Origin of the sequence: Burkholderia sp. HI2761 (assembly GCF_002223355.1) — a bacterium.
Lineage (GTDB): Bacteria > Pseudomonadota > Gammaproteobacteria > Burkholderiales > Burkholderiaceae > Burkholderia.
In genome coordinates, this window is sequence record NZ_NKFN01000002.1 from 136,950 (window position 1) to 163,136 (window position 26,187).

Annotated in this window: 19 protein-coding genes, 1 tRNA gene and 2 riboswitches; of the genes, 5 read left to right on the forward strand and 15 right to left on the reverse strand. The window is 68.6% G+C overall.

Translation table 11 applies throughout. From position 1 onward, the window contains the following. Nucleotides 1-5: 5 nt before the first annotated feature. Nucleotides 6-1,709 carry a thiamine pyrophosphate-binding protein gene (locus CFB46_RS04815; protein WP_089499397.1) on the reverse strand — a complete coding sequence of 568 codons (1,704 nt, stop codon included), beginning with the start codon at nucleotides 1,707-1,709 and terminating at the stop codon, nucleotides 6-8. Nucleotides 1,710-2,109: 400 nt separating this feature from the next. Here CFB46_RS04815 and vapB point away from each other — a divergent pair, with 400 nt between their 5' ends. Next, on the forward strand, nucleotides 2,110-2,346 hold the full coding sequence (gene vapB, locus CFB46_RS04820; protein WP_027783197.1) for a type II toxin-antitoxin system VapB family antitoxin: 237 nt from the start codon (nucleotides 2,110-2,112) through the stop codon (nucleotides 2,344-2,346). Then, on the forward strand, nucleotides 2,346-2,747 hold the full coding sequence (locus CFB46_RS04825; RefSeq protein ID WP_089499398.1) for a type II toxin-antitoxin system VapC family toxin: 402 nt from the start codon (nucleotides 2,346-2,348) through the stop codon (nucleotides 2,745-2,747). Before vapB ends, CFB46_RS04825 begins: the two co-directional genes overlap by 1 nt. Nucleotides 2,748-2,814: 67 nt before the next feature. Here the strand turns inward: CFB46_RS04825 and CFB46_RS04830 are convergent, their stop codons facing one another. The 7 genes from CFB46_RS04830 to CFB46_RS04860 all read right to left on the reverse strand — a co-directional run bounded on the left by CFB46_RS04830 (nucleotide 2,815) and on the right by CFB46_RS04860 (nucleotide 12,220). After that, nucleotides 2,815-4,203 carry an L-serine ammonia-lyase gene (locus tag CFB46_RS04830; RefSeq protein WP_027783199.1) on the reverse strand — a complete coding sequence of 463 codons (1,389 nt, stop codon included), beginning with the start codon at nucleotides 4,201-4,203 and terminating at the stop codon, nucleotides 2,815-2,817. Between the two features lie 30 nt (nucleotides 4,204-4,233). Continuing rightward, nucleotides 4,234-5,376 carry an alginate lyase family protein gene (locus tag CFB46_RS04835; protein WP_089499461.1) on the reverse strand — a complete coding sequence of 381 codons (1,143 nt, stop codon included), beginning with the start codon at nucleotides 5,374-5,376 and terminating at the stop codon, nucleotides 4,234-4,236. 151 nt (nucleotides 5,377-5,527) lie between these two features. Then, nucleotides 5,528-8,455 (reverse strand): aminomethyl-transferring glycine dehydrogenase, encoded by a 2,928-nt coding sequence (gene gcvP / locus CFB46_RS04840; protein ID WP_027783201.1) that lies wholly within the window; start codon nucleotides 8,453-8,455, stop codon nucleotides 5,528-5,530. Nucleotides 8,456-8,519: 64 nt separating this feature from the next. Further along, the gene (gene gcvH, locus CFB46_RS04845) at nucleotides 8,520-8,900 is read right to left on the reverse strand and encodes a glycine cleavage system protein GcvH (RefSeq protein WP_089499399.1); all 381 of its coding nucleotides are present in this window, start codon (nucleotides 8,898-8,900) and stop codon (nucleotides 8,520-8,522) included. Nucleotides 8,901-9,017: 117 nt separating this feature from the next. After that, complete coding sequence (gene gcvT, locus CFB46_RS04850) at nucleotides 9,018-10,136, reverse strand: glycine cleavage system aminomethyltransferase GcvT (protein ID WP_089499400.1); 1,119 nt, start codon at nucleotides 10,134-10,136, stop codon at nucleotides 9,018-9,020. 83 nt (nucleotides 10,137-10,219) lie between these two features. Beyond that, nucleotides 10,220-10,353, reverse strand: a riboswitch (glycine riboswitch). A 33-nt stretch (nucleotides 10,354-10,386) separates the two neighbouring features. Further along, nucleotides 10,387-10,488: riboswitch (glycine riboswitch) on the reverse strand. A gap of 113 nt (nucleotides 10,489-10,601) precedes the next feature. Beyond that, on the reverse strand, nucleotides 10,602-10,964 hold the full coding sequence (locus CFB46_RS04855) for a hypothetical protein (protein WP_089499401.1): 363 nt from the start codon (nucleotides 10,962-10,964) through the stop codon (nucleotides 10,602-10,604). Nucleotides 10,965-11,167: 203 nt separating this feature from the next. Next, a complete protein-coding gene (locus CFB46_RS04860) occupies nucleotides 11,168-12,220 on the reverse strand; it encodes an oxidoreductase (RefSeq protein ID WP_089499402.1) in 1,053 nt (350 codons plus the stop codon). 531 nt (nucleotides 12,221-12,751) lie between these two features. On the opposite strand from CFB46_RS04860, the gene CFB46_RS04865 reads away from it, so the two are divergent. Further along, a complete protein-coding gene (locus CFB46_RS04865; RefSeq protein ID WP_089499403.1) occupies nucleotides 12,752-14,839 on the forward strand; it encodes a UvrD-helicase domain-containing protein in 2,088 nt (695 codons plus the stop codon). Nucleotides 14,840-14,951: 112 nt separating this feature from the next. Here CFB46_RS04865 and CFB46_RS04870 read toward each other — a convergent pair whose 3' ends face one another. Continuing rightward, nucleotides 14,952-15,839: a c-type cytochrome gene (locus tag CFB46_RS04870; RefSeq protein WP_089499404.1), complete on the reverse strand. Its 888-nt coding sequence runs from the start codon at nucleotides 15,837-15,839 to the stop codon at nucleotides 14,952-14,954. Nucleotides 15,840-16,090: 251 nt separating this feature from the next. Here CFB46_RS04870 and CFB46_RS04875 point away from each other — a divergent pair. Both CFB46_RS04875 and CFB46_RS04880 read left to right on the forward strand, forming a co-directional pair. Then, a tRNA-Arg gene (locus CFB46_RS04875) sits at nucleotides 16,091-16,166 on the forward strand. Between the two features lie 189 nt (nucleotides 16,167-16,355). Further along, nucleotides 16,356-17,906, forward strand: a complete 1,551-nt coding sequence (locus CFB46_RS04880) for a TIGR04222 domain-containing membrane protein (RefSeq protein ID WP_089499405.1) — start codon at nucleotides 16,356-16,358, stop codon at nucleotides 17,904-17,906. Between the two features lie 69 nt (nucleotides 17,907-17,975). Here CFB46_RS04880 and CFB46_RS04885 read toward each other — a convergent pair whose 3' ends face one another. From CFB46_RS04885 to CFB46_RS04910, 6 genes are read right to left on the reverse strand one after another with little or no spacing between them, the layout of a single operon-like run. Then, nucleotides 17,976-21,344, reverse strand: coding sequence for a glycosyltransferase family protein (locus CFB46_RS04885; RefSeq protein WP_089499406.1), 3,369 nt, complete (start codon nucleotides 21,342-21,344; stop codon nucleotides 17,976-17,978). A gap of 2 nt (nucleotides 21,345-21,346) precedes the next feature. Continuing rightward, complete coding sequence (gene rffA / locus CFB46_RS04890; RefSeq protein WP_027783209.1) at nucleotides 21,347-22,504, reverse strand: dTDP-4-amino-4,6-dideoxygalactose transaminase; 1,158 nt, start codon at nucleotides 22,502-22,504, stop codon at nucleotides 21,347-21,349. A gap of 56 nt (nucleotides 22,505-22,560) precedes the next feature. Further along, complete coding sequence (locus tag CFB46_RS04895) at nucleotides 22,561-23,208, reverse strand: methyltransferase domain-containing protein (RefSeq protein ID WP_027783210.1); 648 nt, start codon at nucleotides 23,206-23,208, stop codon at nucleotides 22,561-22,563. A gap of 10 nt (nucleotides 23,209-23,218) precedes the next feature. Then, on the reverse strand, nucleotides 23,219-23,941 hold the full coding sequence (locus CFB46_RS04900) for a WbqC family protein (protein ID WP_089499407.1): 723 nt from the start codon (nucleotides 23,939-23,941) through the stop codon (nucleotides 23,219-23,221). Then, nucleotides 23,938-25,323, reverse strand: coding sequence for an NAD(P)/FAD-dependent oxidoreductase (locus tag CFB46_RS04905; RefSeq protein WP_027783212.1), 1,386 nt, complete (start codon nucleotides 25,321-25,323; stop codon nucleotides 23,938-23,940). Before CFB46_RS04905 ends, CFB46_RS04900 begins: the two co-directional genes overlap by 4 nt. Beyond that, complete coding sequence (locus tag CFB46_RS04910) at nucleotides 25,320-26,105, reverse strand: class I SAM-dependent methyltransferase (protein ID WP_014722216.1); 786 nt, start codon at nucleotides 26,103-26,105, stop codon at nucleotides 25,320-25,322. Before CFB46_RS04910 ends, CFB46_RS04905 begins: the two co-directional genes overlap by 4 nt. Between the last annotated feature and the right edge of the window lie 82 nt (nucleotides 26,106-26,187).

Sequence of the window (26,187 nt, forward strand, 5' to 3'; positions counted from 1 at the left end):
CACCGTCATGCGCCGCGCGCGCGGCGGCCCTGCTCGCGGATCTGCTCGAGCGTCGCGGCCGGCGTGCTGGCGTCCTGCGGGATGCGGATCTCGATCACCGCGGGCAGCCCGCAGGTCAGCGCGCGTTCGAGCGCGGGCGCGAAGTCGGCGGTGCGCTCGACCGTCTCGCCATGGGCGCCGAACGCACGCGCGTACGCGGCGAAATCCGGGTTCGTGAGCCCCGTGCCGTGCACGCGGCCCGGGTAGTTGCGCTCCTGATGCATGCGGATCGTGCCGAAATGGCCGTTGTTGACGACGATCGCCACGATGTTCAGCCCGTATTGCATCGCGGTCGCGAGCTCGTTGCCGGCCATCATGAAGCAGCCGTCGCCGGCGAGCGCGACGACGGCGCGCGACGGATACAGCGACTTCGCGGCGAGCGCGGCCGGTACCCCGTAGCCCATCGCGCCGCTCGTCGGCGCGAGTTGCGAACGGAAGTGCCGGTACGCGAAGTGGCGATGCAGCCAGATCGCATAGTTGCCCGCGCCGTTGGTCAGGATCGCGTCGTGCGGCAGGCGCTCGCGCAACTGCACCATCACGTCGCCGAGTTGCACGTCGCCGGGCATCGGCAGCGGCGCATGCCATTCGCGGTACGCGCGGTGCGCGTCGGCGGCCGCGCCGGCCCACGCGGGCCGCTCGGGCGGCTCGAGCGCGGCCAGCGGCGCGGCGATCTCGGGCATGCCCGACACGATCGGCAGATCGGCGGCGTACACGCGCCCGAGTTCGTCCGCGCCCTGATGCACGTGGATCAGCGTCTGGCGCGTCTTCGGGATGTCGAGCAGCGTGTAGCCGGCGGTCGTCGCTTCGCCGAGGCGCGGCCCGATCACGAGCAGCAGATCGGCGTCGCGGATGCGTTTCGCGAGCGCCGGATTGATCCCGAGCCCGACGTCGCCCGCGTAGTTCGGGTGCGCGTTGTCGATCGTGTCCTGGAAGCGGAACGCGCACGCGACCGGCAATTGCCAGCGTTCGACGAAGGTGCGCAGGTTCGCGCAGGCATCCGGCGTCCAGCCGCTGCCGCCGACGATCGCGAACGGCCGTTGCGCGCGCGCGAGCCGTTCGCGCAACTCGTCGATCTGCGCGGCCGACGGCGCCGCCGCGATGCGTTTCGCGGCCGGCACGACGGGCTGCGGTGCGCACGCGTCGGACAGCACGTCCTCCGGCAAGGCGAGCACGACCGGGCCGGGCCGGCCGGACGTCGCGACGTGGAACGCATGGCTCAGGTATTCGGGGATGCGGCGCGGGTCGTCGATCTGCGCGACCCATTTCGCCATCTGGCCGAACATCCGGCGGTAGTCGATTTCCTGGAAGGCTTCGCGGTCGAGGTGCTCGCGTGCGCACTGACCGACGAACAGAATCATCGGAGTCGAATCCTGGAACGCGGTGTGCACGCCGATCGACGCATGCGTCGCGCCCGGCCCGCGCGTAACGAATGCGATGCCGGGGCGGCCGGTCAGCTTGCCAACCGCTTCGGCCATGTTCGCGGCGGCCGCCTCGTGGCGGCAGACGACCGTCTGGATGCGGGCGGTGTCGTCCGCCAGCGCATCGAGTACGGCGAGGAAGCTCTCGCCCGGCACGCAGAACGCGCGTTCGACGTGATTGGCGAGCAACGCATCGACGAGCAGTCGCGCACCGGTGGTGGCGCGCGGCTCGAGATCCTTGGAATGCGACATGGGCTGCCGTCTCCCTGGGTAGCGGGACGTACAGCTTACGCCGGTTGGCCGGGCGCCGGTACGCCGGCCGCCGAAAAGTGTCGGAACATCGGGCGGTTCGGCGAGTGCGCGTGGGCTTCGGCTGGCCGAACGGCCAGCTTGTGCACGCTGGCGCGACGGTGAAAAGTAAGCGCTATGGACGGCGACCCGGATGCTTGTGTCGAGACGGCGGCCCGCCGGGCCACCCGGCCCGATCGGGCGGTGGCATTGAAGGCGGCATGCGCGACGGCAATGGCCGTGATGCGCGATATTCACTGCCGGCTCGGCAGCCAATGGAAGACCTGTTATGTACACACATGGATTTACATCGAAGCCCGCATCGTATAATGTACATACACTGTACATCCGAGCGGAGATCGACATGCATACCACGAGGGTATTCCGGAACGGCAACTCGCAGGCCGTGCGAATTCCTGCCGACCTGGCCTATGAACGCAGCGATATCGAACTGGAAATCGAGCGCGTCGGTGACGAAATCCGCATTCGGCCGATGCGGCGGCCTTTGACCCGCGTACTGGAGAAATTCGCGAAATTCGGGCCGGACTTCATGGCCGAAGGGCGCGGCGACCACGAGCAGGCCGAACGCGAGGGCTTGTGATGCCGCGCTTCATGCTCGACACCAACATGTGCATCTATCTGATGAAGCATCAGCCGGAGCAGGTCGCGAAACGATTTGCGCAATGCTACACAGGCGACGTCGTCATGTCGGCGATCACGTATGCGGAGCTCGAGTACGGCGTGACCGCATGTGCGAGCCCGGCCCGGGAGCGCCGCAATCTCGCCGCGTTGATCGAGGATATTCCCGTCGCGCCTTTCGACGCCGCGGCCGCGCAAGCGTACGGTCCGGTCCGCGAGGCCACCCGCGAGCGGAAGAAGGATCACCTCGACAAACTGATCGCCGCGCATGCGGTGTCGCTCGATGTCGTTCTCGTCACCAACAACGAGCGGGATTTCGTCAGCTATCCGGGGTTGCGGCTGGAGAACTGGCTGAACGACTAGCGTCGGGCGCCGTGCCCGGCGGCAAGGCAGGGTGTCGATCCACCCCGCGCCGCCGCCGGGGCCGGCATCAGCACTCGACGATATTCACCGCGAGCCCGCCGCGCGACGTTTCCTTGTACTTCGTCTTCATGTCGGCGCCCGTTTCGCGCATCGTCTTGATCACCGAGTCGAGCGACACGTAGTGGGAGCCGTCGCCGCGCAGCGCCATGCGCGCCGCGTTGACGGCCTTCACCGACGCCATCGCGTTGCGCTCGATGCACGGAATCTGCACCATCCCGCCCACCGGGTCGCAGGTCAGGCCGAGGTTGTGTTCCATCCCGATCTCGGCCGCGTTCTCGACCTGCTGCGGCGTGCCGCCGAGCACGGCCGCGAGCGCGCCGGCCGCCATCGAGCACGCGACGCCGACTTCGCCCTGGCAACCGACTTCCGCGCCCGAGATCGACGCGTTGAGCTTGTAGAGAATGCCGATCGCGGCGGCCGTCAGCAGGAAGTCGATCACGCCCTGTTCGTTCGCGCCGGGCGTGAAGCGCGTGTAGTAATGCAGCACGGCCGGGATGATGCCGGCCGCGCCGTTGGTCGGCGCGGTGACGACGCGGCCGCCGGCCGCGTTTTCCTCGTTGACCGCGATCGCGTACAGGTTGATCCAGTCGATCATCGACAGCGGATCCTGCAGCGCGCGCTCCGGGCTGCCCGTCAGCGTGCGGTACAGCTGCGGCGCGCGGCGCTTGACCTGGAACGGGCCGGGCAGGTTGCCGTCGGCATCGGGATTGCCGATCCCGCAGCCGCGCGACACGCACGACTGCATCACGGCCCAGATCTTCAGCAGCCCGTCGCGCGTTTCCTCCTCGGTGTGCCATGCGCGCTCGTTTTCCCACATCAGCTGCGCGATCGACTTGCCGGTCGATGCGGTCAGTGCAAGCAGCTCCGCGCCGGTGCGAAACGGGTGCGTCATCTGCTCGGCCGCACTCAGTACCTTGGTGTTCGGCGCGCCGGCCGTCACGACGAAGCCGCCGCCGACCGACAGGTAAGTGCGCTCGACCAGTACCGCGCCGTTCGCGTCGGACGCGCGCAGCTTCATCCCGTTCGGATGTTCGGGCAGCGCCTGGCGGTAGAACGCGATGTTCTCCTTCAGCACGAACGGTACCGGATGCGTGCCGAGCAGCGCGAGCTGCTTCGACTTGCGGACGTCTTCGAGCCGCGCATCGATCGTGTCGGGATTCACGGTGTCGGGCGCGTCGCCGAGCAGGCCGAGCATCACGCCGCGGTCGGTGCCGTGGCCCTTGCCGGTGGCGCCGAGCGAGCCGTACAGCTCGACCTTCACGTGGGCCGTCGCGTCGAGCATCCCGTCGCGCTCGAGGCCCTGGACGAACATCAGCGCCGCGCGCATCGGTCCGACCGTGTGCGAACTGGACGGACCGATGCCGATCTTGAAGAGGTCAAATACGCTGACTGCCATTTCGATACCTGCCTTGCGATAAGAATGAGGCTAGCGCGCCTGCAACGGCAGGCACGCGGCGAGCCATGCGGGCGGCGTTGGGGAAAGCTGCTGCGCGACACGGGCGTAGCGCCCGTCGAGCCGCGCGGCCAGATGAAAGAGTTCGGTGGCGTTTTTCGGGTCCCACTGCCCCGTGTAACCCGGCAGGCCGGCCTCGCGGCGCTTCGCGTCGAACGGCACCGGCGAATTCACGAATTCCTCGTGCGTTTTCTCGCCGAGCGCATACGGCACGAGCCAGTCGAGCGCGGCCGCGAGCGTCGCGCCGTTCGCGCCGCGCTCGCGCAGCCAGTTGCGGTTGAAGCGGCGCGCGGCGAGCGCGGCCGTCACCAGCGGCTGCAAATCGTAGACCGCGTAATGCAGCGCATCGCGTTCCTCGAAATCCCAGGTCTTGCCGTCCGGGCCGATGTTGTCGGCGAGATGCTCGACGAACAGCCGCTGCGCGGCGTTCATCATCTTGCGGTCGCCGAGCGTGAACGCGGACAGCGCGATCAGCTTGATCCGGTGGCTCTGCCAGTTGTTGCGCCAGGTGCCGGCGAGCGGACGCTTCTGCGCGTCGACCTGCGCGACGTAGCCGGCGCCGAGCTTCGCGATGAACGCGGCCGTCGCATTGCGCGTTTTCACCGGCAGCGCGCTCGCGGTCATGTCGTACGCGACGATCAGGCTCTCGAAGCGCGTCTCGTCGATCGGGTTGAAGCTCGGCTGATAGGTCGAGACCCACGCGGACAGGAAGCGGTCGACGAGTTGCAGGTAGCGCGGCGCGTTCGTCACGCGCCATGCGAGCGCCGCGTCGCGCATCAGGTCCATGTCCTTGAGCGCGGCGGCGCTCTGGTCGTAGATGCCTTCGTGCGGCAGCGTGCCCTCGGTGTGCAGGCGCGGCATCGCCTTCGGCTGCTCGCCGATGCGCGCGTCGACGCTGCGGATCAGCGCCTGCACGCCCGGCTCGGCCTGCGTCGTCTCGCTCGCCTGCAGCGCCGGCGCCGCGCAGAAATTCATCGCCGCGTGCGCACGGGCGGACACGCCGAGGCCGGCGGCGGCCAGCGACAGCGACGCGACGAGCATCGGCACGTAGCGGCCGGCGCGCGTGCGCAGCCGCCGCTCTGTTGCACCATGGCCCGGAAACATCGGACGCACCATGCGGAACTCCTTCATTGGCTGGATCGCGTGTGATGTTAGCCGGATTGGCGGACGAACGCGCACCGGTTCGAGCGGCGAACGCAAAAACCGCACGCAACATGGCGTTGCGTGCGGTGCGGTCACCATCGGTCGGCTCCGGGCCCGACGCGTGTTATGCGTAGTCCGACATGGGCACGCACGAGCAGAACAGGTTGCGGTCGCCGTACGCGTTGTCCGCGCGGCCGACCGGCGGCCAGTACTTGTTCGTGCCGAGCGAGGCGACCGGGTACGCGGCCTGCTCGCGCGAGTACGCGTGCGGCCATTCGTTCGCGGTGACGACGGCGGCCGTGTGCGGCGCGTGACGCAGCGGGTTGTCCTCGCGATCGGCGCGGCCTTCCTCGACCGCGCGGATTTCCTCGCGGATCGCGATCATCGCGGCGATGAAGCGGTCGAGTTCTTCCTGCGATTCCGACTCGGTCGGCTCGACCATCAGCGTGCCCGGCACCGGGAAGCTCATCGTCGGCGCGTGGAAGCCGTAGTCCATCAGGCGCTTCGCGACGTCGTCGACGCTGATGCCGCTCGATTCCTTGATCGGACGCAGGTCGAGAATGCACTCGTGCGCGACCAGCCCGCCCGGCCCCGAATACAGCACCGGGTAGTGCGGCGCGAGGCGCTTCGCGATGTAGTTCGCATTGAGGATCGCGGTTTCGGTGGCGGCGGTCAGGTTCTTCGCGCCCATCATCGCGATGTACATCCACGAGATCGGCAGGATCGACGCCGAGCCGTACGGCGCGGCCGACACCGCGCCGATGCCGTCTTCCGCGCGTGCGTAGCCGGTCGAACGCTGGTTCGGCAGGAACTTCGCGAGGTGCGCGCCGACCGCGACCGGGCCGACGCCCGGGCCGCCGCCGCCGTGCGGGATGCAGAAGGTCTTGTGCAGGTTCAGGTGCGACACGTCGCCGCCGAACTGTCCCGGCGCGGTCAGGCCGACCATCGCGTTCATGTTCGCGCCGTCGACGTACACCTGGCCGCCGTGCGCATGGACGATCTCGCAGATCTCGCGGACGTTCTGCTCGAACACGCCGTGCGTCGACGGATACGTGATCATGATCGCCGCAAGGTTTTTCGAGTGCTGCTCGGCCTTCGCCTTCAGGTCGGCGATGTCGACGTTGCCCTGCGCGTCGCACGCGACGACCACGACCTTCATGCCAGCCATGTGCGCCGACGCCGGGTTCGTGCCGTGCGCGGATGCCGGGATCAGGCACACGTCGCGATGGGCTTCGCCGCGCGACGCGTGGTACGCGTGGATGATCAGGAGGCCCGCGTACTCGCCCTGCGAGCCCGCGTTCGGTTGCAGCGACACGGCCGCGTAGCCGGTGGCCGCGACGAGCATCTGTTCGAGCTGGTCGATCATCTCGCGGTAGCCGACGGTCTGCTCGGCCGGCGCGAACGGGTGGATGCCGCCGAACTCGGGCCACGTGACGGGCAGCATTTCCGACGTCGCGTTCAGCTTCATCGTGCACGAGCCGAGCGGGATCATCGAGCGGTCGAGCGCGAGATCCTTGTCCGACAGGCTGCGCAGGTAGCGCAGCATTTCGGTTTCGGAATGGTGGCGGTTGAACACGTGGTGCGTCAGGTACGCGCTCGTGCGCTCGAGGCCGGCCGGCAGCGCGGCGACGCCGGCAAGGCCCGCGTCCAGCGCATCGACGGCCGGCGCGGTGCCGCCCGCGGCCTGCGCGAACACGTCGAGAAGATCGGCGAGGTCGTCGCGCGTCGTCGTTTCGTCGACCGATACGCCGACTTGCGTGTCGCTCACGCGGCGCAGGTTGATGCGCTTGCCCTTCGCGAATTCGTGGACCTGCGCGGTGCGCGCGCCGGTGTCGATCGTCAGCGTGTCGAAGAACGTGTCGTTGACGGTCGCGAAGCCGAGCTGTTTCACGCCGGCGGCCAACAGCGCCGCGATGCGGTTCACACGCAGCGCGATCGTCTTCAGGCCGTGCGGGCCGTGGTAGACCGCGTACATGCTGGCCATGATCGCGAGCAGCGCCTGCGCGGTACACACGTTCGACGTCGCCTTCTCGCGGCGGATGTGCTGTTCGCGCGTCTGCAGCGCGAGGCGCAGCGCGGGCTTGCCCTGTGCGTCGACCGTCACGCCGACGAGGCGGCCCGGCATCTGGCGCTTGAATTCGTCACGCACCGCGAGATACGCGGCGTGCGGGCCGCCGAAGCCCATCGGCACGCCGAAGCGCTGCGTGTTGCCGATCGCGACGTCCGCGCCCCATTCGCCGGGCGGCGTCAGCACGGTGAGCGCGAGCAGGTCGGCCGCGACGACCACGTGGCCGCCGGCCGCGTGGATCGCTTCGGTGAGCGCGCGGTAGTCGCGCACGTCGCCGTTCACGCCCGGGTACTGCAACAGCACGCCGAACGCGTTTGCCTGCGCGGCGTCGGCGGCCGGGCCCGTCTTGACCTCGATGCCGACCGGCAGCGCGCGCGTGCGGATCACTTCGAGCGTTTGCGGCAGCACGTCGTCGGCCACGTAGAACACGTTCGACGCCGGCTTGCCGGTGCGCTGCAGCAGCGTCATCGCTTCGGCCGCGGCGGTGGCTTCGTCGAGCAGCGATGCATTCGAGATCGCGAGGCCCGTGAGGTCGGCCACCATCTGCTGGAAGTTCAGGAGCGCCTCGAGGCGGCCCTGGGAAATTTCGGGCTGGTACGGCGTGTAGGCCGTGTACCACGCCGGGTTTTCGAGCACGTTGCGCAGGATCACGGCCGGCGTGTGCGTGTCGTGGTAGCCCTGGCCGATATACGAGCGGAACACCTGGTTCTTGTCCGCGAGCGCACGCAGCGCGGCGAGGGCTTCGGCCTCGCTCTTCGGCTGCGCGAACGGGCCGAGCGGCAGCGTTTCGGCGCGGCGGATCGAGGCCGGGATCACGGCGTCGATCAGGGCGGCGCGCGACGCGAAGCCGAGCGTGTCGAGCATGGCCTGCTGGCTGGCGGCGTCGGGGCCGATGTGGCGTTCGGCGAACGCGTCGTGCGTTTCGAGCGCGGCGAGCGAGAGGGGCGTGCGGTTCATCAGGCGGTCCGGGTGTTCGAGCTTCATGGCGTGACTCTGGTCCCGCGCGGGACGGGGCGGCTGGCCGGCCCCGCGCGGTTCGGTAAGGAAGTTAGTCGATCAGCTTGGTGTAGGCGGCTGCGTCGATCAGCTTGTCGGTCGATGCGCCGGCCGCGAGCTTGATCTTGAACAGCCACACGCCGTACGCGTCGCTGTTCACGCCTTCCGGTGCATCGGCGGCTGCTTCGTTGACGGCGACGATCTCGCCGGACACCGGCGAGTAGATGTCGGATGCCGCCTTCACCGATTCGACGACGCCGACCGCGTCGCCCGCGTTCACCGACTTGCCGACTTCGGGCAGTTCGAGGAAGACGATGTCGCCGAGCGTGCTCTGCGCGTGATCGGTGATGCCGACCGTCAGCGTGCCGTCTGACTCGGTGCGGATCCACTCATGTTCTTCGGTGTATTTCAGATCGGCCGGGACGTTGCTCATCGGATGCTCCTGGATAAAAGGGTGTGATTCGTTCTGCTGGCGCGCCGCCGGGGCGTGCCGGATGTGGTTTGCGCCGGGCGCCATCTCCCGGCTTCCCGGGAGGAGGCCCCCCGGCCGTTACGCAGCGAGGACCTTGCCGTTGCGCACGAACGGCAGTTTTACCACGCGCGCGGGAAGATTCTTGTCGCGAATTTGCACCTGGACGGTGTCGCCGATCTGGACGGCCGCCGGCACGCGCGCGAACGCGATCGATTCCTGCATCGACGGCGAGAACGTGCCGCTCGTGATCTCGCCTTCGCCGTGCGGCGTGACGACTTTCTGGTGTGCGCGCAGCACGCCGCCCGCCTTGCCGTTTTCCTTCTGCAGGATCAGGCCGACGAACGCGGCGCGCGTGCCGTTGGCTTCCAGTGCGGCGCGGCCGACGAAGTCGCGCGGCGCGGTGAGGTCGACCGTCCATGCGAGGCCCGCGTCGAGCGGGGAGACGGTGTCGTCCATGTCCTGGCCGTACAGGTTCATGCCGGCCTCGAGGCGCAACGTGTCGCGCGCGCCGAGCCCGCACGGACGCACGCCGTTTTGCTGCAGGGCATTCCACAGCGCCTCGACGTGCACGGCCGGGACGATCACTTCGAAGCCGTCTTCGCCGGTGTAGCCGGTGCGCGCGACGGTGAGATCGCCGAACGGCGTGCCGGCGACCTGCGCGGCGTTGAACGGCTTGAGCTCGCTGGTGGCGGCGCGTGCGGACGGCACCGTCGCCCAGACCTTTTCGCGGGCGTTCGGACCCTGGACGGCGACGATCGCGAAATCGCGGCGCGGCGCGATCGTCAGGCCGTAGCCGCCTTGCTCGTTCAGCTGGTTGAACCACGCGATGTCTTTCTCGGCGGTGCCGGCGTTGACGACCACGCGGAAGAATTCTTCGGTGAAGTAATAGACGATCAGATCGTCGATGACGCCGCCCTGCGGGTTGAGCAGGCACGAGTAGAGTGCCTTGCCGGGCGTCTTGAGCTTGCCGACGTGGTTCGCGATCGCATGCTCGAAGAACGCGCGCACGCGGCTGCCGGTGAAATCGACCACGCACATGTGCGACACGTCGAACATGCCGGCGTCGGTGCGCACGGCGGCGTGTTCTTCGATCTGCGAGCCGTAGTTGACGGGCATGTCCCAGCCGCCGAAGTCGACCATGCGGGCATTGAGCGCGCGGTGCGCGGCGTTGAGCGGGGTGTGATTCAGTGCAGTCATCGAGGCCTCAGGCAAGGCGCTTGCGCGCGGATCAGAACGGCCATGTGCCGACCCCCGCGGCCGATGGCCTCGAGCGATCCGGTACATGCCCCTCTGTCCTCGATACCTGAGAGATTGCGCTGCGGGCGAAGCCCGGCGAACGCGCGCCCCTTCGGTGGGCAGCTTGCCCGCGCAGCCGATGCGCTGCGGGCTACTGCCGCTCTCCAGAGTGCGGGGAGAATATTGCCCGCGCAGTGCGCGGACGCGATCCCCGACGCGGTCGGTCCTTTTGCCTGAGAGTTTGCGGGTGTGCCCCTTCGGCGGCGCAACCGGTGTCGGAACACCCGGTCACACGCTCTCCCGACGCGTGCGGGCGACTGTACGCGAGCGGGTGGGCATTGTCAATTTGGGCAAAAGAATGTCGCTTCGCGACAAGCGGCGGCAACCGGCGCCGCCGCTTCGTCCGCTCCGGCAGGCGCAGGCGCGTTATTCGCCGATCGCGCGTGCGGCCGTGTCGAGTTCCTGGTTCAGCACCCGCTGCTCGTCGCCGGACAGGCCGCCGTTGTGCTGGGCCGACATGTCGTTCGCTTCCTGGCGGATCACGTCGAGGCGGTGGTGCAGCTGCGCACCATACGGCGGCGGGTAGTAGCCGCCGTTCACGCGCGCGTCGATCCGGCGGTGCAGGTTGTCGATCCGGCCCTGGACCTCCTGCATGCGGTCATTCGCGACGACCTGCGGATTCGGCCGGGGCGGGGGCGCCTGCCGGGCCGGCCGCTGCGGCTGCACGATACAGGCCGTGAGCGAGGAAACCAGGACGCAGCATGCTGCTGCGCGAATCAACCGTTGCATCGAATTCTCCTGACGGATGGGTGTCGGATCGACTTTTTGAGAAACGCGTCAGACCGGACGACCGCTGACTTTCGTTCCCGCGCCATTTGTAACGGAATGTTGGCGGCCGTGCCGGCGGGGCGGCGGCCGGCAGACGCTGCGCCGCCGCCGCACGTGGCGCGGGATGGCGGCCGGCGCGGCGCCGACCCGGCCGGCGGCAACCATTAGACGATGCGGCGCACGAACGGCACTCGGCGGCCGTCGTGCTCGCTCTGCGCGGCGAGCTCGATGATCGTCATCACGTCGACCGCGTCCTGTGCGGTGACGGGGAACGGCGCGCCGTCGCGGATCGACGCGGCGAGCGCGCGGTAGAACTCCGCGTACTGGCCGTCGAGCGTCGGCACCGGACGTTCGACCTCGACGTCGCCGTCGAGCACGCGCAGCAGGCCGGGCGGATTGCCGCCGCCGAATTCGACGTCGTCCGCGGTGAGGCCGGCCTTGAGCTGGTCTTCCTGCGTGTCGAGCCCGAATTTCTGGTAGCTGCCGCGCGTGCCGTGCAGCGTGAAGCGCGCGGGCTCGATCGCCGACAGCGCGCTCGCATGCAGCGCGACGTCCTTGTCCGGATAGCCGAGCAGCAGGTGCACGAAATCGGGCGCCGTGCCGTTGTCGCGGCGCGTCTTGACGGTGGCGCTCACGGTTTCCGGCGTGCCGAACAGCGCGAGCGCCTGATCGATCAGGTGCGGGCCGAGGTCGAGCAGCAGGCCGCCGCCGCGGGCCGGCTCCTCACGCCAGCGCATGCGCGGCGTCGGCCGGAAGCGGTCGAAGTGCGATGCGAAGCAGGTGAGGCGGCCGAGCTCGCCCGATTCGACGATCCGGCGCACGGTGAGGAAATCGCCGTCCCAGCGGCGGTTGTGGAACGGCGCGAACAGCCGGCTGCGCGCGTTCGCGAGCCGCGCGAGCGCGAGCGCCTCGTCGGCGGTGAGCGTGACGGGCTTGTCGACGACCACGTGGCGGCCGGCTTCGAGCACCTGGCGCGCGAGCGTGAAATGCGTGTCGTTCGGCGTGGCGATCACCACGCATTCGATATCGTCGAGGCCGAGCAGCGTGTCGAGGTCGGCGACGATGCGCGCACCCGGATATGCGGCGTGCGCGCGATCGGACTGAGTCGTCGCGATCGCGGCGACTTCAGTGCGGCCGCTCGTGGCGATCACGGGCGCGTGGAAGGTCGCGCCGGCGAAACCGAAACCCATCAAACCAATCCTGAGCAATGACGACATGGCAATTCCTGGCTGCGAAGGAAACTAAAGGATGGCGCGCCGAAACGGCACGAAGACGACCGGCTATTTTGGCATGGCGCCGCCGCTTGCACAGAGGCGTCGGGCGAAACGCACGAAGCGATGCGGCGTTTGCGCAAGGAATGCCGGCATTTTGCGGGGGACGGCAGCCGCGGCATGACGCGGCGCACGTAGCGCCCTGCACGAACAGCGGCGGGCCGAGGGCGGCGGTGGCGAGCGGGTATCCCATGAGATCGATCCGGTGACGGCTCAGTGGCGCCGGGGAGTACGTATTGTGTCCGATCGCAGCGCGGACGGGGCCAGATTGGCCGAACGGACAGGCACGACTACGGCGAACGGACAGGGGGCGCCCGCCCGGCGAGCCTGCGCGCCCCGGTCCGGCGGCGTGCCCGAAATACACGCCGCCGACGTGTTAACATGCGCGTCCTGCCCGCGTGTCCGTCTGCTTCGCCAGCTTGCCGCGCACGGCATCCTCCCGGCGTTCCGCCGTCAACCGCAACACCATCCGCCATCATGTCCGCAGGCCTCAATCCCGCTCAGAATGAAGCGGTGCGCTACCTCGACGGTCCCTGCCTCGTGCTCGCCGGCGCGGGCAGCGGCAAGACTCGCGTGATCACGCAGAAGATCGCGCATCTGATCGAAGCAAAAGGCTTCGAGCCGCGCCATATCGCCGCCGTCACGTTCACGAACAAGGCCGCCGCCGAAATGCGCGAGCGCGTGTCGAAGCTGCTGGAAGGCAAGACGCTCACCACGCCCGGCAAGGAAGGCCGCAAGGTGCCCGTCAACCAGCTCACCGTCTGCACGTTCCATTCGCTCGGCGTGCAGATCCTGCGGCAGGAGGCCGAGCACGTCGGCCTGAAGCCGCAGTTCTCGATCATGGATTCGGACGACTGCTTCGGGATGATCCAGGAGCAGCTCGGCACGACCGACAAGGGGCTGATCCGCAAGGTCCAGAGCATCATCTCGCTGTGGAAGAACGGCCTGATCATGCCCGACGAGGCGATGGCGATCGCGGCCAACGAGGATGAACACCAGGCGGCGCTGGTCTACCGCAACTACGTGGCGACGCTGCACGCGTACCAGGCGGTCGACTTCGACGACCTGATTCGCCTGCCCGCCGAGCTGTTCGCGAAGAACGAGCAGGTACGCGACCGCTGGCAGAACAAGCTGCGCTACCTGCTGATCGACGAGTACCAGGACACCAATGCGTGCCAGTACGAGCTGCTGAAGCAGCTCGCGGGCCCGCGCGCCGCGTTCACGGCGGTCGGCGACGACGACCAGGCGATCTACGGCTGGCGCGGCGCGACGCTGGAGAACCTCGCGCAGCTCGGCAAGGATTTCCCGAAGCTGCACGTGATCAAGCTCGAGCAGAACTACCGGTCGACGGTGCGGATCCTGACCGCCGCGAACAACGTGATCGCGAACAACCCGAAGCTGTTCGAGAAGAAGCTGTGGTCCGAGCACGGGATGGGCGATTCGATCACCGTCACGCCGTGCAACGACGAGGAACACGAGGCCGAATCGGTCGTGTTCCGGCTGTCCGCGCACAAGTTCGAGCGGCGCGCGCAGTTCCGCGACTACGCGATCCTGTACCGCGGCAACTTCCAGGCGCGGATTTTCGAGCAGGTGCTGCGGCGCGAGCGGATTCCGTACGTGCTGTCGGGCGGCCAGTCGTTCTTCGACAAGGCCGAGATCAAGGATCTGTGCGCGTACCTGCGGCTGATCGCGAACGCCGACGACGATCCCGCGTTCATCCGCGCGGTCACGACGCCGCGCCGCGGCATCGGCAACACGACGCTCGAGGCGCTCGGCTCGTTCGCGGGGCAGGCGAAGGTGTCGCTGTTCGAGGCCGTATACATGGGCGGGATCGAGGCGCGGCTGTCGGCGCGCCAGGTCGAGCCGCTGCGAATGTTCTGCGACTTCATCCAGCGCCTGACCGAGCGCGCGGACAAGGAGCCCGCGACCGTCGTGCTCGACGACATGATGGAGGCGATCCACTACGAGGCGTACCTGTACGACGCGTTCGACGAGCGGCAGGCGCAGTCGAAGTGGCAGAACGTGCTCGAATTCCTCGAATGGCTGAAGCGCAAGGGCACCAAGCCCGAGAAGGAGGCTGTCGACGGCGAGGCGGAGGGTTTCCACAATGCGGACGGGCTCGCCGATACGGGCAAGAACCTGCTCGGCCTGATTCAGACCGTCGCGCTGATGTCGATGCTCGAGGGCAAGGACGAGGATCCGGACGCCGTGCGGCTGTCGACCGTCCATGCGTCGAAGGGGCTCGAGTATCCGCACGTGTTCCTGGTCGGCGTCGAGGAAGGCATCATGCCGCACCGCGGCGGCAGCGAGGACGACGGCCCGATCGACAACGAGCGGATCGAGGAGGAGCGCCGGCTGATGTACGTCGCGATCACCCGCGCGCAGCGCAGCCTGCACCTGAACTGGTGCAAGAAGCGCAAGCGGGCGCGCGAGACAGTCGTGTGCGAACCGTCGCGGTTCATTCCGGAGATGGGGCTCGACGAAGCGCCGCCGCCGACGCCGGAAGAGGCGCCGATGTCGCCGAAGGACCGGCTCGCGAGCCTGAAGGCGTTGCTGCAGAAGTGACGCGGCGGCGCCGCCGCGAGCACGATGGCGCGACGAACCGGCAACACGAAAACGAAACCCCCGCGATGCGCGTGCGTCGCGGGGGTTTTTTACGGATGGCCGGGTGGGCGCGTTACTTCGCCGCGTTGACCATGTAGTCGACGGCCGCCTTCACGTCGGCATCCGACGCGTTCGACCCGCCCTTCGGCGGCATCGCGCCCTTGCCGTGCAGCGCGTAGTTGTAGACCGTATCCATCGAATCCTTCAGGCGCGGCGCCCAGTCTTCCTTGCTGCCGAACTTCGGCGCGCCGAGCACGCCGGCCGCGTGGCAGGCCTGGCAGGTCGACGTGTACAGCGCCTTGCCGGCCGTTGCCGCATCGGCGCCGGCCGGGGCGGCCGCGGGCTTTTCGCCGGCCTTCGGGATCGCGGCGATCGCAGCCATGGCGGCCGCGGCCTGCGCGTTCGACGCGTCGGCCCCCGACGCGGGTGCGCCGCTGGCGGGCTGCGCCGCGTTGGCGGCCGGCGCGGCCGGTTCGGGGAAATTCGCGCCGTCGTTGTTCGCCATGTAGACGATCGCGCGGGCGATTTCATAGTCGCTGACGTCGTCGGGGCTCGTGCCGCCGCGCGCCGGCATCGCGCCCTTGCCCGCGAGGGCCGTCTTCAGCAGCGTGTCGAAGCCTTGCGAGATGCGCGGCGCCCAGTCGTCCTTGTTGCCGAACTTCGGCGCGCCGGCGGCGCCGGTGCCGTGGCAGGTCACGCAGACGGCCTTGTAGACTTCCTCGCCGGTCTTGTACGTGCGGGGCGCGTTGGCGTCCTTCACGTCGACCTTCGCGAGCGGGGCGATACGTGCGGCGACCTGCTCGTCGGATAGCGCGTCCGTGCCGGCGCCGGAACGGAACGCATGGTTCGCGTAATTGGCGAACAGGACGATCAGGACAATCGGAATCGCGAACGACGCGATGATGACGGCAATCAGCTGCCCGGGGGTTTTGACGGGAGATTCGTGGGGTGCTTCGCTCATGCTTGCCTCGTCTCCATGAATAGGAATTGTGAGCGCGGTGCAACGGCAAAATGGCAGTCCAATGAAGCACGGACGATTATAGACGGAACGTTTACATCACGGCGAGCGGTGCGATGGCGCGTGTTTACCCGCACGCAGGCTCGCCCGGCGGCGATTCGGCGGGCAAGGTGGACGCTTCATGGGAAACCGGGTATCCTTGCTGTCTTGCCAATCGTGGGCGGCCTGTATATGGGGTCGCTTCACTGTCTCACGCGCCCGTAGCTCAATGGATAGAGTACTGCCCTCCGAAGGCAGGGGTTGCTGGTTCGATCCCAGCCGGGCGCGCCAAATAGCCTGATTCCAGGCGTCGATTTTCCCGATCCGTTTTCCTGAAGTCGTCCAGGCGTAACATCACCGCACGGTATCGCGCCGTCATTTCCCCCGGTATTCCCCCACCTTTCCATTGTGCGAGAATCGCCCGCAACGACAACTCAAAGCGTCGATCGCGGCGGCCGTCCGCGCATCGCGCCGACTCCGATGGCTGCCATTCCGTCCACCTCGACCGAAGTCGCTGGCTGCGCGCTGACCGATGCGCAGCAGGCGCTGCTCGCGCGTCTGAACACCTATTCTCCCGACGATCTGCACGCGCCGCTGCCATACAGCCGCCGCGTTGCCGAAGCCGAAGGCTGGTCGCATGCGCACGCGCTGGCCGTGATCGACGAATACAAGCGCTTCGCGTTTCTCGCGCAGGTAGCCGGCCATCCGGTCACGCCGTCGGTCGCGGTCGATGCCGCGTGGCACCTGCACCTGCAATACACGCGCGAATACTGGGACGTGTTCTGTGCCGACGTGCTGCGCGCGCCGCTGCATCACGTGCCGGGCGCGGGCGCGCCCGACGAGGCCGCGCAGTACGCGTGGCACTATCGGCAGACGCTCGACAGCTACCGCCGGCTGTTGGGCTGCGAACCGCCCGAAGCGATATGGCCGCGCCCCGCGGCCGAGCCGGCCGTGCCCGCCGACGCCCCGGTGCAGCAGCGCGCAGAACTGCGCGACGGCCCTTCGAGCGCGCCCGCCGCGCGCACGCGACGCTGGCGGCGCTTCGCGAGGTTCGCGTGGCCAACGGCGGCGATCAGCGTCGCGGCGACCTGCGCGAGCGCGAGCGATTTCAATGTGCTGGACTTCTCTGGGCCGGACTTTCTCGGGTTGTTCTACGTGCCGCTCTGCATCGCCGCGCTGCTGCTGATCGCCGGCCTGCAGTGGATCGAATACCGCCACCGTGCGTGGGGAACGCGTGCCCCCGAATCGTCGCCCGACCTGAGCGCGGAGGAAGCGGCGTATCTCGCGGGCGGCGGCGCGCGGATGGCGCAGGTCGCGATGCTGTCGCTCGCGCATGCCGGTGCGATCGAACTGCGGATGAGCAAGGTCCACGGCGCGCGGGTGCGGATCGACGATCCGCGACATGCAGGCGCTTATGGCGCCGACTGGGAATGGCTGAAGAGGCAACCTGGTGGCGAGACGAGCTGCCACGCGTTCGGTCAGCGTCTCGCGTGGCGCGAAGCCGACTGCGCCGCAGCGTTGCAGCGCAAAGGCTGGCTCTGGGCGCCGGGCGAGATGCGGGCGACGCGGATGGCCGCGCGCGCGATCCTGCTGCTCGTGTTCGGCGCGGGCGCGGCGAAGCTCGCGGTCGGCCTGACCCGCGGCCGGCCCGTGCTGCTGCTGATGATTTTCATGACGGCGTTCATGGTCGCGTACCACTTCATGGTCGGCCGCCTGCCCGGCTTCGGGCGCGGCGGCATGACGCGCGGCGGCGAGGCGGCGCTCGCCGCGCACCGCGACGAACGCCGGGGCGACCGCGCGATGCCGGACGGCCTCTTGTGGACGGCCGCGCTGTTCGGCGCCGGCGCGCTCGCCGGCACCGTGTGGGCCGCGCATTCGAGCGTGCTGATGGCGCCGCCGCCCGTCGCCGTGAACACCGGCGGGTCGAGCGGTCCGTCCGACTCCGGCTCCGACGCCGGCGGCAGTTCGAGTTCGTGCAGTTCATCGAGCTCATGCAGCTCAAGCAGTTGCGGCGGCTGTTCGAGCAACTGAGCATAGGGCGCGCTGCCGGGATAGCGCGCCGGCCGCCTGCGTCAGGCAAGCGGCACGGCGCGCGCCGAACTACGCGATTGCGGCATCGGCGGGCGTTCGTGCCTGCGCAGCACGCCCGTCGCCCGCCTCGACGATCAGCGTCCAGTCGAACGCCGGCAGGGCGCAGAGCTGCTCGACGGTGGCCGTGTACTCGTGCACGGGCGCGTGCAGGTAGCGCACCTTGTCGGTCCATTCGGGCAGCGTCGCCTGCGACGTGGTCAGCACGACCGCCAGCAGATCCTGTTCCGGCCGCCTTGCGATTTCCTGCAGGCTCAGCCGGACCTTGTCGAGGTCGCCCTCGGCGTCCAGGATCAGCGCGCCGGGGATCGGCGCATCCGGCCGGCCGGGCGCGTTGCCGGCAGCGCCTTTGTCGATGCACTGCTGATACACATGGCGATAGCGCGGCAGCGCCTGCTGTAGCGCGTGATGCTTGCGGACCTTCGCCTGCGCCGTGCGCGCGAGCCCGCGGCGCAGCGCCGGGTTCGCGATCAGCCGGTCGAGCGCGTCGACCCACGCCTGCGGCTCGTCCGGGACCAGCAGGCCGTCGCAGCCGTCGTGCAGCGCGAGGCGATAGGCTGGCCGGTCGCTGACGATCGAGGCGATGCCGGCCGCCGCGTATTCCTGCCACTGGATCGTGCTCGTGCCGGCGTTGTAGTCGTGGTCGGCGAGCGGCAGCAGCGCGATGTCCCAGCACCGTTCCGGCAGGCGTCGTGCGTGCGCGTCGTAGTCGTGAAGCTCGGGCTCGCACCCGGCGTCCGGGTGGCCGGCCCAGCCTGGCGGGACGTCCGCGCCGACGAAACTCACCTTGACCTTGCCGGGATGGCGCGCGCAGACCGCCTGCAGCGCCGCGTCGACGAGCGCGAAGTTGTCGGCGCGCAGCGACGCGCCGGCGATGCCGATCGTCACGCAGTCGTCGCCGCGCGCCGTCACGGGGCGGTAGAACCGGTCGAAGTCCACGCTGTCGGGCAGCACGTGAACGCGCGGGTGCGACAGCCGGTAGCGGCTGGCGATGAACGGCGTGGATACGATCACGGCGTCCGCGTTGCGCAGCACGAGCTCGATCCCCGCGCGGGCCATCCCGCCTTGCGCGGCGAGCGGATGCGCGGCCGGCAGGTCGGTCAGCAGGTCGTCGGTCTCGTAGATCACCGGCTTTTCATGCTTGAAGATCGTATACAGGTCGTTGCCCGTCAGGATGCCGGGCGTCAGCCGGTGCAGCAGGATGGCGTCGGCCGTGGCCAGCACGCTGCTGTCGATCTGGCCGTCCCGGATGCCCGGGACGAGTTCCCATTCGTCGTTCAGCAGACCGAACGGCAGCGTGAGGCGAATTCGCGATGACGCGCACGCGTCCGGATCGATCGAATACACGATCAGGCGCTTGCGGCGCGGTGCGGCGTCCGCAGTCGCGGCGACAGGCGCCAGCGTCCGGTTCTCCGCGAGCAGCCGCGTGTACAGCACGCCGTGGCGCGCGGCGTTGCGGCCGATGTCGTGCTGCGCACGGATCGCATCCTGCGCGGCCGCGGCGAGTTGCGCGCGGGTTTGCGGATGCTCGATCAGGTGCGCGATCGCGTCGACCCACGCGTCGGCGGTGTCGGCGACGAGCCAGCCCGTGCGGCCGTGAACAACCGGGCAACCTTCCGTCGGCGTGGCGACGAGCACCGTGGCCGCGCCGGCCGCCGAGCATTCGAGCCATGCGCGCGGCGGCGCATCGTCGCGCAACGTGACCGGCGTCGCGACCAGCGCGATGTCGAGGTCCGCGCGCTTCAGCGCGTCGGCGTAGCTGTCGTAAGGGGCAGGCTCGGCGATCAGCGTGACGTCCGGTTCGCGGTCCCAGCCGGCCGGCAGCGCCGCGCCGACGAACGACACCCGGAGCTTCCCCGGAAACCGGCGGCGGAGCTCGGCCAGCGCCTGGCGGACCTGCTCGAGACGCACGCCGTCGAGACCGGCGCCGGAAACGGCGAGGTTCACGCGGTCGCGCACGCCGGGCGCCGCGCGGTGCAGACGCTTGAGATCGACGCCGGTCGGCAGCACGTGGACCGATGCGTTGACATGACGGTACTGCCGCGCCAGCGCTTCCGACGGCACGACGAGCGCATGCGCGCGCTGCACGGCGCTGCGGATGCCCGCCTTGCGGCGCGCGTTGTCGGCCGCGCCGGGGATGTCGGCGAGCAGCGTGTCGAGCGGCGCGTCGATCTCGAGGACGACCGGCTTGCCGAGCGAGAACAGGTGTTCCAGCGTGGCGGGGGACAGCAGGCCCGGCGTGTCGCCCTGCAGCACGATCAGGTCGGCGCGCTGCAGCGCCTCGGGATCGATGCCGGCTGGCGTGACAGGGAAAGTCAGTGCCCATTCGCGGTCCAGCCGCGCGAACGGCTGCGCGAAGCGCAGGCTGGTGCGCGCGTGGTCGGCCGGTCCGGCGGTGACGACCGCGATGCACGAGCACGGCGCGGACGCCGGCTGCCCCTGGGCGGCGGCGCCCGTCGCGACGGCCTGCGCATCCAGCTTGTCCGCGTGTGCCTGGGTCCGCTCGACGAAGTTCTGCAACTGCTGCCAGAACGCGTCCTCTTCCTTCAGGTAGACGCCGCGCGCTTCGTGAACGGTGGCCTTCGCGTGCGCGATCTCGTGTTCGTCGAGCCCCCACGCGATGCCCTTGCCGTCCATCACCCACCGGGTCGGCTCCGACAGCGACGCGTCATTCATGATGCACACGACCGGGCATCCGCACAGCAGCGCTTCGAACACGGCGGTGGACCATTCGTACATGTACACGCACTCGACCTGTCGGAACAGCGCCGCGAGTTCGTGCGCCGAACGTTCCGGCACGCGGGTCGAGATTTCGATCGACTCGGCGGTGACCGGATGCAGCGTGCCGCCGCGCCGCAGGTGGCGATTGATGAAGACGGCCGTGCCGTTGCGGCGGGCGTTGTCGACACCGTCGCTGTTGAAGATGCGCGTGTCGACCAGCGGTATGCGCAGCAGGTCCGCCTTCCATTCTTCGGGCACCAGCGACGGCCCGAACGTGAAGATGAGGTCGTTCGGCTGCAGGGCGATCGGTTCGCCGTTGATGCGACCGGGCTCGGCCAGCAGGTAGCGCACGACGCAGCGCGCGTTGAACGGATTGCCGGTGACGACATCAGGGTAGACGACGATCGGGCTGCGATTCGCGCGGGCGTGCGCCTGCACGATGTCGTTGGTCAGCGGCGGCGTGCGCAGGTCAGGATGCACGACCGGCGTGCAGACGTACGCTTCGTGGCCGAGCAGATTCAGCACGTGGCACAGGTAGTGCATCGCGCGGATCCCGCCGGAGGTTTGCCGGAAATTCGGCGCGAGGATGTAGTACGGGTGGCCGAGTCGCGTAAAGATGCGCGAACCGCCGTGCGCCAGGCCAGGTTTGGGAGTCGTCATCGTTATCGGGTGCGGTAGAAATCGAAGACCACGTCGAGGATGCGATCCTGTTCGGCTTCGGTCATGTCGTGGTAAAGCGGCAGCCGGACGAGCCGGTCGGCGACGAGGTCCGTCACCGCCATGCCGGACCCGCAGCGCCCATAGCGCTGGCCGGCCGGCGAACTGTGCAGCGGCACGTAGTGGAACACCGCGTTCACGCCCACCGCGCGGATCTGCTGCAGCAGCTCGGTGCGTTCGGCGAGGTCGCGTGCGAGGAAATAGAACATGTGGCCGTTGCCGCGCTCGGCGAGCGAAATCGCGGGCAGCTCGATCAGCCCGTCCGCGCGCAGCGGCTGCAGTGCGTCCTGGTAGCGCTGCACGGTCGCGCGCCGCTGCGCGGTGATCACGTCCGCGTGCTCGAACTGCGCGTACAGGAACGCCGCGATCAACTCGCCCGGCAGGAACGACGAACCGACGTCGACCCATGTGTACTTGTCCACCTGCCCGCGGAAGAACTGACTGCGGTTGGTGCCCTTCTCGCGGATGATCTCCGCGCGCTCGACGAGGCGCGGGTCGTTGACCAGCAGCGCGCCGCCTTCGCCCGAGATCACGTTCTTGGTCTCGTGGAAGCTGAGGCACGCGAGGTGGCCGAGACTGCCGAGCGGCTTGCCGTTCCACGACGACTGCAGCGCCTGAGCGGCGTCCTCGATCACCCACAGGTCGTGGTCCGCCGCGAGCTGCCCGATCGCGTCCATGTCGCATGCGACGCCCGCGTAGTGCACCGGCACGATCGCGCGCGTGCGCTGGGTGATCGCGGCGGCGATCTGCGTCTCGTCAAGGTTCAGCGTGTCGCGGCGGATGTCGACGAACACCGGCGTCGCGCCGCGCAGCACGAACGCGTTGGCGGTCGACACGAACGTGTAGGACGGCATGATCACTTCGTCGCCGGGCTGCACGTCGGCGAGGATCGCGGCCATCTCGAGCGCGGCCGTGCACGAGTGCGTGAGCAGCGCGCGCTGGCAGCCGATGCGCGCTTCCAGCCAGCGGTGGCAGAGCTTCGTGAACGCCTGGTCGCCGGCGAGGCCGCCCTGCTCGACCGCTTTCGCGATGTAGTAGAGCTCCTTGCCGACCACGAACGGGCGGCCGAACGGAATGACGTCGAGATTGGGTGGGCCGAACATGGTCAGGCTCCGCAGTAAGGGGGACGTTCGGCCGCGCGGCTTGCGCGCGGCGCCGCTCAGATGTCCTTGCGGACGAGAATCGTGAACTCGTACAGGCCGTAGTCGTGCAGCAGCGCGACGTGACGCGAATAGCGGCGCTTGCAGCGATCGAACAGCGCGCACGGGTCCGCGTAGTACAGGAGGTCCGGGCGCATGAACGGCGGATCGGAATACGACGTCAGGCAGTTGAACGCGAAGCCCAGTCGACTCGTCGCGTGCAGCGTGTCGAGCGTCGCGTGGATGTAGTCGAGCCATGCGTCGTCGCCGTGACCGCGCCTGACGTTGAAGATGCCGGATGCGATCCCGTAGTCCGACGCGGCCTGCGGCACCGCGCCGACATGAAATGCGACGTTCGCGTCTTCGCGATAGCGCTGCCGCGCGGCGTCGACCATATCGGACGAGATGTCGTAGCCCGCATACGCGAAGCCGTCCGGCAGCGCACGCGCCTTCAGGAAATCGACCAGCGCGCCGTAGCCGCAGCCGATGTCGTTCATCGAGTGGCCGCCGGACTCGGGCAGGATCTTCGTCAGTTGTTCGAAGCGCAGGAACTGGCTCGTTTCGCCGTTCCAGTCGACGCCGCGCGCGGTCGCGCCGTGCTCCGCCAGCCGCGCGCTGTAGTACGCGGCCACTTCTTCCAGCAGGCTCGCATGCCGGGATTCGCTCATGGACATCGCCTCAGTCTTTCGAGGTCAGCGCGTACCGACGCGCGTCGGGACCGCAGTTGAACAGCACGTCGAGCACCGTCACGCCGTGGACGAAGTCGCCCCACTGCTGCGGATACTCGGGATAGCTCGGATAGTCGAACCAGCGCACCGCGACGCCGGCATCGGCGAACAGGCTCTCGTCGAGGTAGCTGCGCGCGGCCGGGCCGGACAGGTACTCGGACGCGCCCGCCTGCACGCACAGGTTCAGCAGCTTCTCGGTGCGGTCGCCGTGCAGCGCATAGTCTGACGTCGACGACACGCGCGTGCCGATCTCCAGTTGCCGCAGGACCCACGTCAGCATCGCGAAATTCAGCTCGCTCAGCATCCCGTAGGTGCGACCGGTGTAGAGCGCTTCGAGCTCGTCCGCATAGCGCGCGAAGTGCGGCGCGCGCGCGTAGTTCTGCTGCAGGGCCTTCCAGTGCAGCGGCGCCCAGTCGGCGCCGTCGATCTCGGTTTCGCGGATCGACTGGTGATACTTGCCCTTCACCTTTACCGGCACGCTCAGCCATTGCACGCCCTGCGGCGTCTTGATCTGGTTGCGGTTGCGCCAGTCGCGGCGCGTGTACTGCGCGTCATCGTAGAGGATGAACTCGTCGCTGGCGGCGATCAGGTCGAAGTAGCCCTTCCACGGAATGTAGTTGGACTGGACGATCGCTACCCGCTTCGCGTCGCGGTTCATGGTCGCACCGCTCATGCCGGAATGTGGCCGTACCGGTACATGTCGACGAGCTCGGGCGGAATGCCCCAGTCCGTTGCGCCCAGCTTGTCGTGCAGCGCCTCCAGGTCCGCGCGCATCGCGTTCCGAAGCTGTTCGACCATGCGGTTGCGCGCCGGCACGAAGTCGTGCTGGTACGCGGCATTGAGCTGATGGCGTACCGTCTTCGCGATCGCGGCCTCGCGCGTCATGTTGCGGATCAGCGGGCGTTCGGGCGCGAGTTCCGCGTAGCGCGGATCGATCGGCTCGCCGCGCATCGCCGCGACGAGATCGCGGCACAGCACCGGCGACAGGTGGAAACCGTCGCGCTTGGTGCCACCGAGAATCCACAGGTCGCGCACGCTGGTTTCGCCGAACAGCGGATACAGGTCGGACGTCGTCGGTCGCCAGCCGACGTTGACATTGACCAGGTTCGCGCGCGAGAAGCGGGTGTTGATCTGGTCCATCGCGGACTTGAGCAGCGTGTACGCGCTGCCGGCGTGGCCGTGCTCGTGCGGCACCGGGCTGATGTAGTTGCTGGCGCCGACGAGGGTCCGGTCGGGCCCGTACGGCGCCGAATACACACCGCACGCGAGGCCGCGGTTGGTCGTGCGCACGCAGTGCGTGTGCACGTTCTCCGTGCTCTGCAGTTCGATCGACATGCCGATGCCGTAGAACATCCGCTGCACCGGCAGCTCGGGCAGGCTCGCCTGCAGCACGCGCGTCACGTTGGCGCCGTTGCAGAGGATGAAGCGGTCCGCGCCGAGCACGCTGCCATCGGACAGGCGCGCCCCGGTGACGCGTCCGGCCGCGGTGTCGAGCCGCTCGACCTCGGCGTCGATGAAGCGCACGTTGCCGGCTTGCGCGACCGACGCGGTCAGCGCGTCGAGAAACTGTTTCGGATTGACCCAGCCTTCGCGCTTCAGGAAGACCGCCTTCAGCGCGCGATAGCGCGGGTCCGGATGATAGTTCGGGATCCCTGACGGATCGACCGCCTCGCAGGGCTCCTCGAATTCGCGGCAGAACCGCTGCATGGCCGCGAAGTTCTCGTCGTCGAGCGCGTCGGTCGCCGCGTTGTTCAGCACGAAGGTGCCGAAGCCGTGCGCGACCGCGCGCTCCGGCGTGCAGATTTCAGCGAATACGGCGGGCCAGGCCGCCGTCGCGCCGCGGCTCAGCTCGAACTTGAAGCGGTCGATCGGCGTGCCGAGCGAATCGCCTTCCAGCTCGGTGAACGAATTGAGCATCGCCGCCGCGGCGCGCGTGGCCGAGCCGGGCCGGTGCGCGTGGCCGACGATCACGAGCTCGACGCCCGCGTCGGCCTGCTGCCATGCGCGGGCCGTCATCAGGCCGAGAATGCCGTTGCCGAGGATTGCGATTTTCATTTGCGTGTGCCCCCACCTTCGGGGAATGACAGGTAGCAGAGCGACGGATAGGCTGCAGCCTTGTGGATCTGGTGCGGACGGTTGCCGAGCAGGTCGCGCAGGTAATGGACGCCTTCCGCGGGCAGCTGGCCGCCGCGGGTGAGCTGCCAGAACGCGACGACGCCGCCGGGCACCAGCCGCTCCATCACCGCGTCGAACGCGTGCCGGGTCGGCTCGATCACGTTCAGGTCGAACCACGCGAGCGCGACCATCTCGCCGGGATGCGCTTCGTCGAACGCCGCCAGCGTGTCGCGGCAGTCGCCTTCCCACACGTGGTGCTTGTCATGCACGTGTCCCATCGCGTTGCTGCGCTCGTGCAGGTTCAGCAGCTTGCGCAGCAGGTCGGCGTACTCGCCGGACAGCGAGTACGTGCCGTCGGAGAACAGCTTGCGGTCGCGCGTGTCGTGCTCGGCGAAGCCCGTGTAGCCCGTGAACGTATCGAATGCGTGGATCCGACGCTGGAAGTTCAGCGGCTCGAGAATCGCGCGGAAGTTCTCGCACAGCACGGCGGTCTGCCCGCGCCACGTGCCGAGATCGAGGATCGCGCCCGGCAGCGGCACGATTTTTTGATAAATCTCGAAGGTCGCGAGAATGCGTGCGAGGAGCGAGCCGCGCACGAACAGGCCGAGCGACCGTTCCAGTTCCTCGCGCGTCGCGGGGTAGGTCTGCATCAGGTCGAACAGTTCGCGGCGCGCCGCGAGCTGATCGCCATCTGCGTTGGTGATGATCGCTGATTCGTGCATACACAGGGCTCCAGGCACAAAGGGTGTGACCGGACGAGCGCGTGTCGGCGCGGTGGCATCGGAATGCGCAACCGTCCGAGCG

Bases quoted from the DNA above. Each gene is read 5' to 3' on its own strand.
- CFB46_RS04885 (WP_089499406.1), bottom strand. From the start codon at position 21,344: ATGACGACTCCCAAACCTGGCCTGGCGCACGGCGGTTCGCGCATCTTT.
- CFB46_RS04815 (WP_089499397.1), bottom strand. From the start codon at position 1,709: ATGTCGCATTCCAAGGATCTCGAGCCGCGCGCCACCACCGGTGCGCGA.
- CFB46_RS04835 (WP_089499461.1), bottom strand. From the start codon at position 5,376: ATGGTGCGTCCGATGTTTCCGGGCCATGGTGCAACAGAGCGGCGGCTG.
- CFB46_RS04870 (WP_089499404.1), bottom strand. From the start codon at position 15,839: ATGAGCGAAGCACCCCACGAATCTCCCGTCAAAACCCCCGGGCAGCTG.
- CFB46_RS04905 (WP_027783212.1), bottom strand. From the start codon at position 25,323: ATGAAAATCGCAATCCTCGGCAACGGCATTCTCGGCCTGATGACGGCC.
- CFB46_RS04880 (WP_089499405.1), top strand. From the start codon at position 16,356: ATGGCTGCCATTCCGTCCACCTCGACCGAAGTCGCTGGCTGCGCGCTG.
- gcvH (WP_089499399.1), bottom strand. From the start codon at position 8,900: ATGAGCAACGTCCCGGCCGATCTGAAATACACCGAAGAACATGAGTGG.
- CFB46_RS04900 (WP_089499407.1), bottom strand. From the start codon at position 23,941: ATGAGCGGTGCGACCATGAACCGCGACGCGAAGCGGGTAGCGATCGTC.
- rffA (WP_027783209.1), bottom strand. From the start codon at position 22,504: ATGTTCGGCCCACCCAATCTCGACGTCATTCCGTTCGGCCGCCCGTTC.
- gcvP (WP_027783201.1), bottom strand. From the start codon at position 8,455: ATGAAGCTCGAACACCCGGACCGCCTGATGAACCGCACGCCCCTCTCG.
- CFB46_RS04830 (WP_027783199.1), bottom strand. From the start codon at position 4,203: ATGGCAGTCAGCGTATTTGACCTCTTCAAGATCGGCATCGGTCCGTCC.
- CFB46_RS04865 (WP_089499403.1), top strand. From the start codon at position 12,752: ATGTCCGCAGGCCTCAATCCCGCTCAGAATGAAGCGGTGCGCTACCTC.
- vapB (WP_027783197.1), top strand. From the start codon at position 2,110: ATGCATACCACGAGGGTATTCCGGAACGGCAACTCGCAGGCCGTGCGA.
- CFB46_RS04910 (WP_014722216.1), bottom strand. From the start codon at position 26,105: ATGCACGAATCAGCGATCATCACCAACGCAGATGGCGATCAGCTCGCG.
- gcvT (WP_089499400.1), bottom strand. From the start codon at position 10,136: ATGACTGCACTGAATCACACCCCGCTCAACGCCGCGCACCGCGCGCTC.
- CFB46_RS04825 (WP_089499398.1), top strand. From the start codon at position 2,346: ATGCCGCGCTTCATGCTCGACACCAACATGTGCATCTATCTGATGAAG.
- CFB46_RS04860 (WP_089499402.1), bottom strand. From the start codon at position 12,220: ATGTCGTCATTGCTCAGGATTGGTTTGATGGGTTTCGGTTTCGCCGGC.
- CFB46_RS04895 (WP_027783210.1), bottom strand. From the start codon at position 23,208: ATGAGCGAATCCCGGCATGCGAGCCTGCTGGAAGAAGTGGCCGCGTAC.
- CFB46_RS04855 (WP_089499401.1), bottom strand. From the start codon at position 10,964: ATGCAACGGTTGATTCGCGCAGCAGCATGCTGCGTCCTGGTTTCCTCG.